The sequence below is a fragment of the Arthrobacter sp. Rue61a genome, assembly GCF_000294695.2.
Lineage (GTDB): Bacteria > Actinomycetota > Actinomycetes > Actinomycetales > Micrococcaceae > Arthrobacter > Arthrobacter aurescens_A.
This window is the reverse complement of record NC_018531.1, coordinates 689043-704368: the sequence shown is the minus strand read 5'-3', so window position 1 is coordinate 704368 and position 15326 is coordinate 689043. Positions and strand designations below refer to the sequence as shown.

At 61.8% G+C, this 15326-nt stretch carries 15 protein-coding genes; 12 read left to right on the top strand and 3 right to left on the bottom strand.

Annotated elements, in window-relative coordinates:
• The first annotated feature begins 65 nt into the window (after positions 1 to 65).
• The 3 genes from ARUE_RS03405 to ARUE_RS03395 are packed head-to-tail and all read left to right on the top strand — an operon-like array spanning position 66 to position 1672.
• Positions 66 to 1097, top strand: coding sequence for an LLM class flavin-dependent oxidoreductase (locus tag ARUE_RS03405; protein WP_014920725.1), 1032 nt, complete (start codon positions 66 to 68; stop codon positions 1095 to 1097).
• A 51-nt stretch (positions 1098 to 1148) separates the two neighbouring features.
• Entirely contained in the window at positions 1149 to 1415 is a 267-nt protein-coding gene (locus ARUE_RS03400) for a type II toxin-antitoxin system Phd/YefM family antitoxin (RefSeq protein ID WP_011773458.1), read from the top strand.
• Positions 1412 to 1672 carry a type II toxin-antitoxin system RelE family toxin gene (locus tag ARUE_RS03395; protein WP_011773457.1) on the top strand — a complete coding sequence of 87 codons (261 nt, stop codon included), beginning with the start codon at positions 1412 to 1414 and terminating at the stop codon, positions 1670 to 1672. The genes ARUE_RS03400 and ARUE_RS03395 overlap by 4 nt, the downstream gene beginning before the upstream one ends.
• Positions 1673 to 1685: 13 nt before the next feature.
• On the opposite strand, the gene ARUE_RS03390 is transcribed toward ARUE_RS03395, so the two are convergent.
• Both ARUE_RS03390 and ARUE_RS03385 read right to left on the bottom strand, forming a co-directional pair.
• Entirely contained in the window at positions 1686 to 2354 is a 669-nt protein-coding gene (locus ARUE_RS03390) for a response regulator (RefSeq protein WP_014920724.1), read from the bottom strand.
• Positions 2351 to 3928, bottom strand: a complete 1578-nt coding sequence (locus tag ARUE_RS03385; RefSeq protein WP_011773455.1) for a sensor histidine kinase — start codon at positions 3926 to 3928, stop codon at positions 2351 to 2353. The genes ARUE_RS03390 and ARUE_RS03385 overlap by 4 nt, the downstream gene beginning before the upstream one ends.
• A 291-nt stretch (positions 3929 to 4219) precedes the next feature.
• Here ARUE_RS03385 and ARUE_RS03380 point away from each other — a divergent pair, with 291 nt between their 5' ends.
• Genes ARUE_RS03380 through ARUE_RS03365 form a run of 4 tightly spaced genes read left to right on the top strand, consistent with a single transcriptional unit; the run spans position 4220 to position 7778 of the window.
• Positions 4220 to 5227, top strand: coding sequence for a Bug family tripartite tricarboxylate transporter substrate binding protein (locus ARUE_RS03380; RefSeq protein WP_011773454.1), 1008 nt, complete (start codon positions 4220 to 4222; stop codon positions 5225 to 5227).
• A complete protein-coding gene (locus ARUE_RS03375; RefSeq protein WP_011773453.1) occupies positions 5224 to 5727 on the top strand; it encodes a tripartite tricarboxylate transporter TctB family protein in 504 nt (167 codons plus the stop codon). The genes ARUE_RS03380 and ARUE_RS03375 overlap by 4 nt, the downstream gene beginning before the upstream one ends.
• Entirely contained in the window at positions 5727 to 7328 is a 1602-nt protein-coding gene (locus ARUE_RS03370) for a tripartite tricarboxylate transporter permease (RefSeq protein ID WP_014920723.1), read from the top strand. The genes ARUE_RS03375 and ARUE_RS03370 overlap by 1 nt, the downstream gene beginning before the upstream one ends.
• A gap of 57 nt (positions 7329 to 7385) precedes the next feature.
• A complete protein-coding gene (locus ARUE_RS03365) occupies positions 7386 to 7778 on the top strand; it encodes a universal stress protein (RefSeq protein WP_011773451.1) in 393 nt (130 codons plus the stop codon).
• Positions 7779 to 7846: 68 nt separating this feature from the next.
• On the opposite strand, the gene ARUE_RS03360 is transcribed toward ARUE_RS03365, so the two are convergent.
• Entirely contained in the window at positions 7847 to 9199 is a 1353-nt protein-coding gene (locus tag ARUE_RS03360) for a NosD domain-containing protein (RefSeq protein ID WP_051024892.1), read from the bottom strand.
• Between the two features lie 334 nt (positions 9200 to 9533).
• On the opposite strand from ARUE_RS03360, the gene ARUE_RS03355 reads away from it, so the two are divergent.
• From ARUE_RS03355 to ARUE_RS03335, 5 genes are all read left to right on the top strand, one after another.
• Positions 9534 to 10811, top strand: a complete 1278-nt coding sequence (locus tag ARUE_RS03355) for an ABC transporter substrate-binding protein (RefSeq protein WP_011773450.1) — start codon at positions 9534 to 9536, stop codon at positions 10809 to 10811.
• A gap of 72 nt (positions 10812 to 10883) precedes the next feature.
• The gene (locus tag ARUE_RS03350; RefSeq protein ID WP_011773449.1) at positions 10884 to 11771 is read left to right on the top strand and encodes a carbohydrate ABC transporter permease; all 888 of its coding nucleotides are present in this window, start codon (positions 10884 to 10886) and stop codon (positions 11769 to 11771) included.
• Positions 11771 to 12736 (top strand): carbohydrate ABC transporter permease, encoded by a 966-nt coding sequence (locus ARUE_RS03345; RefSeq protein WP_014920721.1) that lies wholly within the window; start codon positions 11771 to 11773, stop codon positions 12734 to 12736. Before ARUE_RS03350 ends, ARUE_RS03345 begins: the two co-directional genes overlap by 1 nt.
• Before the next feature lie 10 nt (positions 12737 to 12746).
• Positions 12747 to 14144, top strand: a complete 1398-nt coding sequence (locus ARUE_RS03340; protein ID WP_014920720.1) for a NosD domain-containing protein — start codon at positions 12747 to 12749, stop codon at positions 14142 to 14144.
• A gap of 69 nt (positions 14145 to 14213) precedes the next feature.
• The gene (locus tag ARUE_RS03335; RefSeq protein ID WP_014920719.1) at positions 14214 to 15302 is read left to right on the top strand and encodes a LacI family DNA-binding transcriptional regulator; all 1089 of its coding nucleotides are present in this window, start codon (positions 14214 to 14216) and stop codon (positions 15300 to 15302) included.
• Positions 15303 to 15326 lie beyond the last annotated feature (24 nt).

Here is a 15326-nt window from a genome sequence, read left to right as displayed (position 1 = left end):
GCCGTCGTCCCCGGTACCGCCGCCTATTCTGGGCAGTAACTGCCGACCCAACCCGAAGGACGTCCATGCCCCGCCCCGAACAGCCCCTCCGCAAGCTTGGTTTTCTCACTATCGGCCTGTTCGACGCTGCGGACCCGGCGGCTGGCCACCGGTCCACGCTGGAGATCATCGAGCTCGGTGAGCAGTTGGGGTTCGACAGTGCCTGGCTCCGGCACCGTCATTTGCAGTTCGGAATCTCCTCCCCGGTAGCAGTCATGGCCGCCGCCAGCCAGCGCACGTCAAGGATTGAGCTCGGAACCGCGGTAACCCCGCTGGGTTGGGAAAACCCGTTGCGGCTGGCCGAGGACCTGGCCACCGTGGATCTGCTCGCAGGCGGACGGATCAATCCGGGGTTGAGCGTGGGAGAACCGATGCACTACGACACCGTGAAGCATGAGCTGTACCCGGATTCCACAGAATCAGAGGACTTCTCATACGCCCGCGTGGAACGCTTCGCCCGTCTGGTCAGAGGCGACAAAGTTCGGGACTTCTCCGGCAAACAGGGCGTTGTGGAGGAATTCTCCAACCGGGTGGAGCCGCACTCCCCCGGACTGCGCAGCCGCCTCTGGTACGGGGCAGGCAGCATGAAATCAGCCGTCTGGGCCGGAGAAAACGGTTTCAACCTGCTCTCCAGCAGCGTGATCTTCCCGGACGAGGACCAGGAGCCGGACTTCGCCAAGGTCCAGCAATCGCAGATCCGCGCGTACCGCGAAGCAGCCGCCGCAGCCGGAAACACCGCCCGGGCATCGCAAGGTTTGGTGGTGATCCCCACAGATTCTGCTTCCAGCGGCCAGCGTGCGAAGTACCAGCGCTACGTCGATGAACGCACTCCCCGCACACAGTCACCGCAGGGACCGAAGGGCATGATGTTTGCCAGGGATCTCATAGGCACCAGCGACGAAATCGCCGAGCAACTATATTCACACGCAGGATTCCAGGAAGTGGACGAGGTGGCGTTCGCACTGCCCTTCAGCTTCGACCACGAGGACTACGTGCAGATCCTCACTGACATCGCAGGGAAATTGGGGCCAGCCTTGGGGTGGAAAGCGAGCATGTGAGCCAAAAGCGCCTTTATGTACATTTCAGCGCTCGGGGCGTAAAATCGCAGTATGACCGAGATGACAGTCACCGTGGCCCGGAGCCGACTTTCCGAAGCGGTTGACACGGCACGAGTAAGCCATGAACCGGTGTATTTGTTGCGCCGTGGCCGCCGCGTGGCAGCACTGATCGACGCAGAAGATCTCGCCAAGCTGATTGAGGCAGCTGAGGACCTCAACGACCTCCGCGCAGCCAACGCTGCACGGACCGAAATGACAGAGACCGGCGATGCCGCCGTGCCATGGGAGGAAGTCAAAGCGGAGCTGGGCCTGGCTTGAGTTACGCCGTTCAGGTTGCGCCCGCGGCGGTCCGCCAGTTGCGAAAGATCCCACCGGAAGCACGCCGGCGCATCCAGGCCGCCATCGAAATCCTCGCCGAAACACCTCGTCCTCCCGGGGCAAAGAAGCTCTCCGGAAGCAGCGGAGACTGGCGCGTCCGGACTGGTGACTATCGGATCATCTATGAGATCCGCGACGCACAACTCATTGTTTTGGTGGTAGCCATGGGCCACAGGCGGGACATCTACCAGCACTAGGTGAGCGTCCGGCTTACCGCCCCTTCAGCACATATCGCCTTTCAGGACGCCCGACGCCGTACTTGAGTCTGACCTCCAGCGCCCCTTCGTCGTGGAGGTACTCCAGGTAACGGCGGGCGCTGACACGGGACGTGCCAAGTTGCTCGGCCAGCTCCGCTGCGGAGAGATCCCCAGGCGCTGTTTTCAGGGCTGATTCAACCAGTCCGAGGGTTTCCACGCTGCAACCCTTGGGCAGTGTCCGTTCGGAAGCAGACAGCCCAAAGACCTTGTTCACATCAGACTGTTCGGCCTCCACCTTGGAAGCGTCCAGGCCTTGGTAGGCACTGAGGTAATGCTCCAGGCGTTCCTGCAGGTCAGACTGGGAGAAGGGTTTGATGAGGTAATGGACGATCCCGCCGCGCAAGGCCTTTCGGACGGTTTCCACCTCGCGGGCAGCGCTGATTACCAGGACATCGAGGTCCGGTGCAACATCACGCAGCTGGTGCATGAGCTCCAGTCCGTTAATGTCCGGGAGATGGATGTCCAGCAACACGAGGTCGGGCTGGAGCCTTTGCGTTTCAACTAGGGCCTGCGCACCCGTGTGTGCCACGCCCACCACTCCGAACCCTGGGGTCCTTTGGATGAATCCGGCGTGGACCTTGGCCACCATGAAGTCATCGTCAACAATCAGTACTTGGATCATGGCTGGGAGGCCCCTTTCGTGAATCGAGCCGTGAAGACGGCTCCGTCGTCGTTGACCACCGTCAAGTCTCCCCCGGAGCGCCGGCAGATCACCCGGGACAACGCCAGCCCAAACCCCCGCGCATCGCCCGGTCCAGGCTCTTTCGTGGAGAAGCCTTGTTGGAAAATATCCTCTGCGGAGCCGGAAGGAACACCGGGACCGTTGTCCCTGACTGTGACTGTGACGTCGTCACCCGAGTTGACCACCCACACTTGGACCGACGCCCCGGGAAGGCCAGTGACGGCGTCGAACGCGTTATCTACCAGGTTCCCCACCACGGTGGTGAGGTCGCGTGACAGTTCCTCGTTGACGCGTGGCAGCGCGGACCTCGGGTCCAGTTTCAGGTCCACACCGCGCTCCGTTGCCAGGCTGGCTTTGGCGATCAGCAGGGCTGCGAGCGCGGGGTCCTCGATGCGGCTGGTGACGTCGTCGTTGAGCCGTGTCCGGTCTACGGTGGCGCCATTGACGAATTGCACCACGGAGTCGTATTCGCCGATTTGGATGAGGCCGGAGATGACGTGGAGTTGGTTGGCGAACTCGTGGGCCTGGGCCCTCAGGGTATCGGTGACGGTGCGGGTGGCACCGAGTTCGCTTTCGAGAGAGGACAGTTCGGTCCGGTCCCTCAGCGTGGTGACGGAGCCGATGTCGCGTCCGTGGGAACGCAGGGCAACGCGGTTCATGACCACTAGCCGCTCCCCCACGAGTACCAATTGATCCGCGTCTGACTGTTCGCGGGTGAGGACTATCTTCAGGGCCGGATCCACGTGGAGGGATCGCAACTTCTTTCCCACACAATCCGGTGGCAGGCCGAGGAGTTGCCGGGCGCTCTGGTTGGCCACCGTGATGCGCTCGTGGGGATCCAAGGCGACCACGCCTTCCTTCAGGCCCTGCAGCATCGCTTCACGATTCTCCACGAGGCCCGTGATTTCGCGGGGTTCCATGCCGAGGGTTTGCCGTTTGACGCGGCGGGACAACAGGAGGGATCCGGCGACGCCCAGGATGCTGGCGACACCCAGATAGGTGAGCAGGTTGGGAACGGCGTCGCCGAGTCGCTCAATGGTGGATGGGTAGTTCCTGCTGATTGATGCGACGCCAATGACTTTTCCGGAATCGTTCAGGACCGGGACGTGGGCGGACAGCACGGCACCGCTGCTTCCTGGCAGCACACCTGTCCAGGCGCGCCCTTCCATCACCTGGCTCTCACCCAGCGGCAGGGGTTGGCCCAACAGGCTGGGATCCGATGATGCCACCACGGTGCCGTCAAGTTTGGCGAGTGCCACATGTGATGATCCCGAAACGGTGCGCACGGATTCGGCCACGGCCGGAAGGGCTGAACCGACGCGCGGTTCGGCCTCCGGCAACAATGCGCGGACGGTGGGGTTGCTGCCCAAGGCTTCAGCGGCCAGCAGCGCACGGCGTCCTTCAGTCCGCTCGAAGGTGGCGGCGGATTGAGCCAAAGAAATGGCAACAACGGCAACAAGAACTGCGAGGACGATCAGCAACTGCAGCACAAGGTACTGCCCTGCCAAGGACATGCCTCTTCTTCGAGTCAGTCGAGTCACTGCTGGTTCCTTTGGTGGTGCCGGAGATCGGAGGGGCGGACAACAGCTTCCCCCGTGGCGTATCGGAACTATACCCCAGCGGCACAGAAGACCCCAGCGGCACGAAAGACCAGCTCAGACCGCAGAAACCCGTGAACGCAATGAACTTAAAGATCACTGCGAACACAAGAGTGATCCCTGTCACTGACGCGCCTAGCATCAAATCAACGGGGCACAACGCTGATCGCCCTGCACTGAATTTTCAATGATGAGAAGAGGAACACCATGCGCCAGATCCGCGCATTGCGAGTCGCCGCCGTCGCTGCCGGCATCGCCCTGATGGCCACCGGCTGCGGTGCCACAGGTAAGTCCACCGGTTCTGACAGCACCGGCGCAGCAGCAGGACCCATCACCGGACTCCAGATCATGGTTCCGAACACTCCGGGTGGCGGCTATGACACCACCGCCCGCGCGGCCGCCAAGGTACTGGACGACGAGAAGATCTCCACCAACACCGAGGTCTTCAACCTTGCTGGTGCCGGCGGGACAGTGGGCCTCGCCCGCATCGTCAATGAAAAGGGCAACGGCGACCTCACTATGCTGATGGGCCTGGGTGTTGTTGGAGCCAGCTACACCAACAAATCCGAGTCGAAGCTGACCGAGACCACTCCCTTGGCAAAGCTCATTGAGGAGCCCGGCGCCATCATGGTCAGCAAGGACTCACCCTACAAGACCATCGATGACCTTGTGACGGCGTGGAAGGCCAACCCGGGTTCCATTGCCGTTGGCGGCGGTTCCTCGCCGGGCGGCCCGGACCACCTCCTGCCGATGCAGTTGGCCGGCGCTGTTGGCATCGACGCTACCAAGGTCAACTTCGTCTCTTACGACGGCGGTGGCGACCTCCTCCCAGCCATCCTCGGCAACAAGCTCGGCTTCGCCGCTTCAGGTGCCGGAGAGTACTTGCAGCAGATCAAGTCCGGTGAGATCCGGGTCTTGGCCACCAGTGGCGAGAACCGTCTGGAAGGCGTGGACGCACCCACGCTGAAGGAATCCAACATTGACCTGGTCTTCACCAACTGGCGCGGCATTGTGGCCCCTCCGGGTATCAGCGACGACGACAAGAAGTCCCTGATTGCAGCACTTGAGAAGATGCACGCCTCCGCAGGCTGGAAGGAAGCGCTCAAGACCCACAGCTGGTCCGATGCCTTCGTCACCGGTGACGAGTTCCAGACGTTCCTGACCGACCAGGACAAGCGGGTGGCAGACGTCCTGAGCAAGCTCGGGTTGGCGTGAGCTCCTTAGCCACAGGCCTCAAAGGCCGCGCCGAGCTGGGGGTCTCCCTCCTGCTCGGCGTGGTCGGCGTTCTGGTCTTCTTGGACGCGAACGGCCTGGTCACCCCGTACTCGCAGTCGGACCCGGTGGGTCCCAAGACCGTTCCGTTCATTGTTTCCGGACTACTGATTGTCTGCGCCATTCTCCTTGCCATCAACGTCCTCCGTGGCGGCAAGGGCGAAGCCGAAGGCGGCGAAGACGTTGACCTGGCACACCCTGCCGATTGGAAGACCGTCCTCCCGTTGGCCGGAGCTTTCATCCTGAACATCCTGCTCATCGACTGGGCCGGCTGGGTCATTTCCGGAACCGTCCTGTTCTGGGGCAGCGTGCTGGCCCTCGGCAGCCGCCGCTACATCCGTGACGGCCTGATTTCCGTCGCACTCTCCTTGCTGACCTTCTACGGCTTCTACCTCGGCCTGGGCATCGCCCTTCCAGCCGGGCTCCTGGAAGGAATCCTCTAATGGACGTCTGGTCCTCCCTGATGGACGGTTTCGCCACCGCCCTGACCCCCATGAACCTTTTATTCGCCGTGATCGGCGTGCTCCTGGGCACCGCCGTCGGCGTTCTTCCCGGACTTGGCCCGGCCATGACTGTGGCTTTGCTGCTTCCGGTGACTGCCGCATTGGAGCCCACCAGCGCGTTCATCATGTTCGCCGGCATCTACTACGGCGGCATGTTCGGCGGTTCCACCACCTCCATCCTGCTCAACACACCAGGAGAATCGTCGTCGGTGGTGACAGCCATTGAAGGCAACAAGATGGCTAAAGCCGGCAGGGCCGCGCAGGCTCTAGCCACCGCGGCCATCGGCTCCTTCATTGCAGGTACCATCGGCACTGCGCTGCTGGCCGTCTTTGCACCCATCGTGGTGCAATTCGCTGTCAGCCTCGGTGCGCCAAGCTACTTCGCCATCATGATTCTGGCCCTCCTTGCGGTGACCGCCGTCCTCGGTTCGTCCAGGCTCCGCGGCTTCTCGTCACTGGCCCTGGGCCTGGCCATCGGACTGGTGGGCATCGACTCGGTGACCGGCCAACGCCGCCTGACCTTCGGCCAGCCGCTGCTGGTGGACGGCCTGGACATTGTGGTGGTGGCTGTTGCCATCTTCGCCGTAGGTGAAGCCCTCTGGGTTGCCGCCCACCTGCGCCGGACTCCCTTGCACATCATTCCCGTGGGCCGTCCGTGGATGGGCAAGAAGGACTGGGCCCGCTCCTGGAAGCCCTGGTTGCGCGGCACAGCATTTGGTTTCCCGTTCGGCGCTTTGCCAGCCGGTGGCGCGGAAATTCCCACCTTCCTCTCCTATGTCACGGAGAAACGTCTCAGCAAGCACCCGGAGGAGTTCGGCAAGGGCGCCATTGAGGGCGTCGCCGGACCTGAAGCAGCCAACAATGCGGCCGCTGCAGGCACGCTGACCCCGATGCTCGCCCTCGGCCTGCCCACCAACGCGACGGCCGCCGTCATGCTCGCGGCCTTCACGTCCTACGGCATCCAGCCCGGTCCGCAGCTGTTCTCCAGCCAGGGACCCTTGGTGTGGGCGCTGATCGCAAGCCTCTTCATCGGCAACTTCCTGCTCCTGCTCATCAACCTGCCCCTGGCGCCGGTCTGGGCGAAGCTGCTGCAGCTCCCCCGCCCGTACCTCTACGCAGGCATCTTGTTCTTCGCTACTTTGGGTGCCTACTCGGTGAACCTGCAGGCTTTCGACCTGGTGATCCTGCTGGTGCTCGGCGCCTTGGGCTTCATGATGCGGCGGTTCGGACTTCCGGTGCTGCCGCTGATCCTCGGCGTCATCCTGGGGCCGCGCATCGAAGGCCAGCTCCGCAAGACTCTGCAGTTGAGCGCGGGCGATCCTGCCGGCCTCTTCAGCGAACCCATCGCGATAGTGGTCTACATCATCGTGGCGATCATCCTGGCATGGCCGTTCATCTACAAGCTCATCCGCCGCAACCGTCCTGCTGCAGCAACAGTGATCCCAGGCAACTCCGGGGCGACTGTCCCGAGGGAAGCCGGCGGTGTAAGCCACGGCAGCCACCGCGCCGACGGAACGGCAGACGGCGACGGCGATGGCTAGCCTGGCGCCTGTCAAGGCCAGCCGCCCTTCCAACTACAGATACACCAAGGAGAAACCATGACCATCGTGGTGGGATACGTCCCCACACCTGAAGGCGAAGCAGCACTGACGCAAGCCATCGCCGAGGCCAAGAAAAGCAACGACACCCTGCTGGTCATCAACTCGTCCAAGGGCGACGCCTTGGTGGATAACCGATATGCCCAGGAACCGGATATCCAGAGCATCGAGGAGCGCCTCGCCGAGCACGGCATCCAGCACATCATCAAGCAACCCGTCCGCGGTCACGACGCAGCGGCCGAGGTTCTGGACGCCGCCGACGACAATGACGCCAGCCTGATTGTCATCGGCCTTCGCCGCCGCAGCCCGGTGGGCAAGCTCATCATGGGCAGCGTCTCCCAACGGATCCTGCTGGAGGCCGACTGCCCGGTCCTGGCGGTCAAAGCGGACTAACTTCAGAAAGCACGACGGCGGCTGGTCACCTTGGCGACCAGCCGCCGTCGCGCGTTTGCGGCCATACGTCAGGGCGTGGGCCGAATGGCTGTGTCCGGGCTGTAGGACGTGATGGTGGAGGCGGCGCCGCTGTCCAGGACCTTGGACCGGGTTGCCGATCCATCAAGAACCACGTGTTGGGTGTCCACGTTGCTGATGACGTGATTGGTGGCTATGACGTTGCCGTCCCCGCCTGCGATCAACACGATGGTGGGCTGGGCTCCCGCAGGGGCAACCTTGTTCGGCGGGACGTCGTAGGCAAACAGGTTGTTCGAGATCAGGTTGTTGTCCCCCAGCGCGTGGATGACGCCGTAGAGGTCATCCAATCCGTTGGTGCGGTCAATGAACGGAGGGAACCCTTCCGTGCCCCGGCGGAAATGGTTGGACGTGATGAGGTTTTCCTTGCAGCCATTCAGCAGCCGCATCATGCCGGGGTAGAAGCCTTGGAACCTGTTTGATGTCACGCTGCAGCGGTTGCAGCCGCTGAACTCAAGGAGACTGCGTCCTCGAGGAAAGAAGTTGTTCCCTGTGACCAAGAGGCCCTCGTGGTTTTCGGCGAGAAGCGTCACACCTTCGGGGCCGGCACCCATCAGGTTGTCGCTGACAATTGTTGCCTGTCCGGCACCGGTCAGTTCAACGCAGTTCCCGCATTCGGCAATCATGTTGTCGTGGACCCGGAGGGCGTCCGCACCTCGAACTATCAGAGCGTGTTCAAGATAGACGAACCCCATTCCGGTGATGTGGATGGAGTCATTGTCGGAGGCGACGTCAATGCCGGTCTTACCGTTCTTGTAGCTGTTTCCGTCCGGGACGAAGTTGACTCCGTCAAGGCAGAAGTCCTTGAACACAATCCCGGACAGGCGCGGACTCCCGTCCCGCCGCACAAGGAATGCCTGGGGCGAGGATGGGGGCGTGAGGACGCGGATGTGGCTGCCACCCGGCTGAAGGTTCAGCCAGCCCGTGGTGTCCACGTTGTCTTTGATGCTGCGGGAGAAGAAGCCATGGCCAAAACCGGCGATGGTGAGGTAATCCACGTCCACCACCACTTGAGTGTGGAGGTCGTAGTCCCCCGGCGGGATGATCACCACGGCTCCCGGTCTGGTTTCCGGTGTGGATTGGCGTTTCTTGATGTCCGCGATGATGTCGTTGATGACGGCGCCTATATCCGACTCTGCCGTGACCTTGGGCTGGCCCTTGATTCGCCAGGCCGTGACGTCATAGACATTCGGCGAGTTCAACGGGCTGACTTTCGCGCCGTCGGCAGCCTCTGCCTTTGGGGCCATCCCTAGGCTCAGGGCAGCTGCCAGCGTGCCCACGGCTCCCGCACCCACCAGCTTCCGCCGGCTGGTGTTGTTCATATCAAGCGTCTTATCAATTCCCATAGGGTTCTCCTGCCAATCCTTGGTCCATTGGTTTGTCCGGGGCAGCGCTCCGGCGTCCATGCGGTGGCGCCCCGGCATTGGCGTCTATGCCACGGTGTTGATGCCAAAAATGTGCCAAATCGTTTTATCTGAAGCTGAGAGAAACACTAAGCTGCGCTGAAGATCACTGTCAACGACAAAATCCGGGCAGCAATTTTGGCACCCAACACCACTCCAAGTGACTCTTGACACTTCCAAACTTTCGGCCATACAGTGTTGCCAAGACGTTTTGGCAAAACGATTCTTCAACCAAATCACTCCTTTCACCCGTTCAAGAGAAAGTGAGTCGACAGCGATGTCCACTCGAAAAACCATCTCCAGGCTCGTCACCCTTGGCGGCATCTGCACCGCCGTCGCACTCGCAGCTACCGGATGCGGCGCAGGGGGCCCGGCACCGACATCGGGCAGCGCCGCCGGCACCGTCAACGTCCTGGTGGAAGCCGGCGGTCACGCCGAACTCACCGGCGTGGCCGAACAATGCAAGAAGGACACCGGGATCGACGTCAACTTCGTCGAGCTGCCGTACGACGGCATGTTCAACCGGCTCTCCAGCGAATTCTCTTCCGGCAACGTTTCCTTCGACGTTGCCGCCCTGGACTCCGTGTGGCTCCCAAGCTTCAAGGATGCGGTCCAACCAATCGACGAAATCTTCACCGATGAGGCCAAGAAGGACATCTTCCCCGCCCTGGTCAAGGAAGCCAACGTGGATGGTCACTTCATCGGCCTGCCTGCGTGGACCAACGCCGAGATCATCCTCTACCGCAAGGACCTCTTCGAAGACGCCAAAAACAAGGCCGACTTCCAGGCGAAGTACGGCTATGAACTCGCTGCGCCCACCACGTGGAAGCAGTACCAGGACATCTCGGAGTTCTTCACCAAGGACGGCATGTACGGCACCGACGTCAAGGGAGCCGTGGAAACCGAATGGCTGGCCCACGTCCTGCAAGCGGGCTCCCCCATGGTCCTCGACGGCGACAACGTGGTGATCGACAACGCAGCCCACAAGGAAGCACTCGACTTCTACGTCAGCCTCACAAAGTCTGCGCCTCCAGGTGCAGCACAGGTTGACTGGGCTGCAGCCCAGAACCTGTTCAACCAAGGCAAAACCGCCATGACCCGCTTCTGGGCCCACGCTTACCGCCAGATCCCCAAGGATTCACCAGTGGCAGGAAAAGTGGGAACGGCAGCAATGATTGGCGGCAGCGCCGGCGTCGCAGGCGTCCCCGGACCCTGGTACCTGTCCGTACCGAAGGCCACCAAAAACGCAGACTCTGCGAAGAAGTTCATCAAGTGCGCCTATGACCACAACTCTCTGGGCATCGAATCCAGCCTTGGCCTGGCCTCCCGAATCTCCGCGTTCGAGAAGTACCAGGACCAGCCCGGATACGAGAGCTTCAAGCCGCTGATCGAAACCCTCAACGGCAAAGCCACAGCCACCCGCCCGGCAACGGCCAAGTGGCAGCAAATCGTTGACACCGTCCTGGTGCCGCTCCTGCAGAAGGCAGTGGCCGGCGGTGACTCCGCAACCCTCCTGGCCGACGCCAAGAAGCAGATCCAGGACCTCCTCAAGTAAAGACTCCGCGGCCGGCACCCGGAACCATAAACCCCGTGCCGGCCGCGGCCCCAACCAGCAGAAGAGAAAATCGTGCGCATCTCCGATCGCCGCTTCGCCCTATACCTGATGACCCCGGCGGCTTTGTTCCTAGGCGTCTTCGTGGCTTACCCGCTGTTCCGCCTTATCGCCGACAGCTTCTACAAAATCTCCCCCATTGCCGGCGGCCCCCGGGACTTCGTCGGATTCCAGAACTACGTCACGGCCTTCGCCTCCGAAGCCTTCATGGGCGCAGGATGGCGGACCCTGGCTTACACCGTGGTGGTCGTAACCCTCGAGTTCGCCCTCGGCCTGGGAATGGCGCTCCTGTTCACCACCCTCGGACGCAAATCCCAAATCTGGCGAACCGTCTTCCTATACCCCCTGATGATCGCGCCGATCGTTGCAGGTTTGCTGTGGAAGTTCCTCATGATCGATAACTTCGGCCTCATAGGAACCCTCCTGCATCAGGCGGGTATTCTTTCCAATCCGAACCAGATCGGCTGGTTGTCAGATCCGAACATCGTGCTGTTCTCAGTGGCCGTTCCAGACATCTGGCTCACCACCTCCTTCATGTGCCTCGTCTTGTTCGCCGGACTGCAGAACATCCCCGGTGATCTGATTGAAGCTGCACGCCTGGACGGCGCCAGGGCCCCTGCCCTCCTGTTCCAGATCATTCTTCCGCTCCTCCGCCCGGTGATCGCAGTGGCGTTGGTAGTTCGCGGGATCGACGCCGCACGCGCCTTCGACACCATCCTGATCCAAACCAACGGCGGCCCCCAGTCCGCATCCGAAACCATGAGCCTGCTGATCTACCGCACCATGATCCGCTTCGGCGATCCCGGCCTGGCCAGCGCCATGGGCACCATCTACCTGCTGGCGATGCTCGCCGTCGCATTCTTCGCGGTGGCCACCATCTGGCGGCCAGGAAAGGACAACTGATGACCTCCCGGACCGCGATCAAACGGAACCAAGCCACAACAGAGGGCGACGTGACAAGCCAGGGCGAACAGCCGACGTCGAACGCCGCCTCGTTGAACGGCCCGCGCAAGCGCCGCGGAGTCAACCGCGAGGGCCTGGAAGCAGGGCGCCGAAGCACCCGGATCATTCTGTGGATCCTGCTGGCCGTGGCCATGGTGCTGTATGGCTTCCCGTTCCTGTACCTGCTGTTTACGTCCTTCAAGACGCCGATCGACACCATCGCCGTCCCGCCCACCATCCTCCCCACGGAATGGACGCTGGAGAACTACGCCAACGCGTTGGGCCGGAGTGGAGTTTTGGCCTCGTTCATCAACAGCATTCAGACCGCAGTCATCAGCACCCTGCTGTCATTGGTCCTGGCTATCCCGGCCGCCTACGGCATCACGCGCTATAAGACTCCCAGCGGCCGCGTGTTCATCATGGCGGCACTGGTAACACGGATGGTCCCGCCGGTAGCAATCGGTATTCCGCTGGCATCCATGATGTCCTCCGTAGGCCTGGCAGACACACCCATCGCCCTGTCCATCGCCCACACCACCATCTCCCTGCCGTTGTCCATCTGGCTGATGTCCAGCTTCTTCGAGGCGGTCCCCCGCGACTTGGAGGAAGCGGCAACGGTGGATGGTTGCAGCAGACTGGGTGCGCTCTGGCGGGTAGTCATCCCGGTGGTCTCCGGTGGCATCGCCGTCACCGCGATCTTCGCCTTCCTGGCGTCGTGGAACGAATTCCTGTTCGCGCTCCTCATGACCGCAATCCGCTCGCAAACAACGCCCGTGGTCATCGCGAACTTCCAAACCCAGTTCGGACTGGACTGGGGCTCCATGACCGCACTCGCGGCCGTCTACTCCATTCCCGTTATCCTCCTGACACTGCTGCTGCAGCGCAAGATCGTTGCCGGCATGACGCTCGGCGCGGTTAAGGGCTAAGGAAGGAACCATGTCCAACAGCAATTATTACAACGTCACCACCTGGCCCATCGGCGATCCGTTCACGGACGTTGGTGAAGTCATCAACAGCATCATCGCGGACATCAAGGACCGGCAAACGGCCACGGATGAGAACGACGGCGGCAAGCCGGGAGCGGTGATTTATCTTCCGCCCGGCGATTATCGCCTCCGGACACAGGTAGTCATCGACGTCAGCTTCCTCAGGATTGAAGGCTCAGGTCACGGCTTCACGTCCTCGAGCATCCGCTTCAACGTTCCCGAGGCCGAATGGCCCGATCTTCATGAGTTGTGGCCTGGCGGGAGCCGCGTCATGGTCGACATTCCGCTCCGCGACGACTTACTCAGGGACGACGAATCCCAGGGCGCCGCCTTCTACATTGAACGTAGCGGGAGCCCCCGGATCAGCTCAGTGGAATTCGCCAATTTCTGCATCGACGGCTTGCACTTCACCCTGGACGGGTCCGAACTGCCTGCGGAGAACAGTTACGTCAACGGCAAGACCGGCATTTATGTGGCGAGCGCCAATGACTCATTCCGGGTCAATGGAATGGGTTTCGTCTACCTTGAGAACGCGCTCACCATCTGCAAGGCAGACGCCCTGTCCGTCCACGACAACTTCATTGCTGAATGCGGAAGCTGCATAGAACTCCGCGGCTGGGGCCAGGCCTCAAAGATCACGGACAACTTGATAGGGGCCGGATTTAAAGGGCACTCGATCTACGCCCAGAACCATGGCGGTCTCCTGATCACCGCGAACAACATCTTCCCCCGCGGCGCCAGCAGCATCCACTTCGAAGGTGTCACACGTTCAAGCGTCTCCAACAACCGCCTGCACTCGTTTTACCCCGGAATGGTTGTCCTGGCGGAAAACAGTTCGGAAAACCTTGTGGCCACCAACCACTTCCTGCGCGATCACGAGCCGTGGACGCCGTTCCTGGAAGTCGACAACGGGCGCGATGACCTTTACGGGATCCTCCGCATCAGTGGCAGCAATAACTCAGTGATCGGCAACCACTTCTCCGAGGTTGTGGACGCACAAAGCATCCGGCCGTCAGGGGCCACGCCGGTGATCATTCGCTTGGCGGAGGGGGCGGGCAACTTCGTCTCCAACAACCACGTGGTGGCCATGGATGTTCGCTCTGCGTCCAGTGACTCCTGCTTCTCGGCCCAAGTGGATGCCTTGTTGACCACCGGAGCTTCGGACGGACTCGCAGTAACGGCGGTGCTGGTCGACTCCACCTCGGCACGGAATACCATCCTTGACTCCGGGAATGACGCCCAGGTCATCGCGGACAGGGGTGCCAATGCTGTGAGGGCCACGCCCACCGTGGGCTTTGAGGCAGCCGAGGCCACCCAAAGCAGCCAGGGCGCGGGTATTCCTCGATAGCCTACTGAGACCAGTAAGCGGACGTAGGATCAGCAACAATCATCAACACCTTGAGGACGTGGGAAAGCAATGACCAAAAGATCTGTCGGTATCAAAGACGTGGCCGCCGCAGCCGGTGTCTCTGTCACCACCGTCTCCCATGTCCTCAATGACGTTGCCTACGCCCGCGTAGGCACCGAAACGAGGGAACGGGTCCACCAAGCGGCTCAACAGCTGGGTTACGGGCCCAACCGACTGGCCCAGGCCCTTCGCACCCAACGCTCGGGGATGATCGGTTTCATCAGCGAAGAGATCGCCACCACTCCGCACGCAGGCCGGATCATCCTCGGGGCCGAGGAAACAGCACGGGCACGTGGGTACAACATCATGATCATCAACTCCACCAGCACGGGTTCGCAGGACTCACGCGAAAGCGACGTCGCTGATCTGTTGGACCGGCAAGTGGATGGCATCCTGTACGCCACCATGTATCACCGGAAGCTGTCCCTTCCCAAGAATCTCACCGGTGTTCCGGCGGTCCTCGTGGACTCCGAGGACATCAACCGCTCCGTTTCAGCAGTCATCCCCGACGAAGCCGGCGGTGCACGCCTCGCGGTGCAAACCCTGATCGACGCCGGTCACACGCGGATCGGAATGATCAACAACACCGATGACGTACCGGCAACGCACTCCAGGCTCAAGGCTTTCCAAGACACGCTGGCCGACGCCGGGCTGACGTTCCATGAAGAGCTGGTCCACTCGGAACTGTCCGAGGTGCCAGGTGGCCATGAAGCGGCACTGCGGGTTCTGCAATCGCCTCACCGCCCCACGGCCATCTTCTGCTACAACGACCGTATGGCCATGGGTGCTTACAGGGCAGCCGGGGAGCTTGGGCTGCGAATACCGGAGGACCTCTCCATTGTGGGATTCGATAACCAGCAGCTCATCGCGGAAAATCTTTACCCATCGCTGACCACTGTGGCCCTTCCGCACTATGAAATGGGCGCGTGGGCAACCAAAAACCTGATTGACGCCATCGAGGGAAAAACGGACCTGCAACTGTTGACGGCCCATCCCACCGTTCTTCCCTGCCCGTTGGTCCTGCGCAATTCCGTCGCGTCCCCGCAGCCCGGGCCTCGCGAAGGCAGTGCAGAACATATTGCGCGCACCACCACCTGACTTCCACCGCGTCCGGCCTCGGAC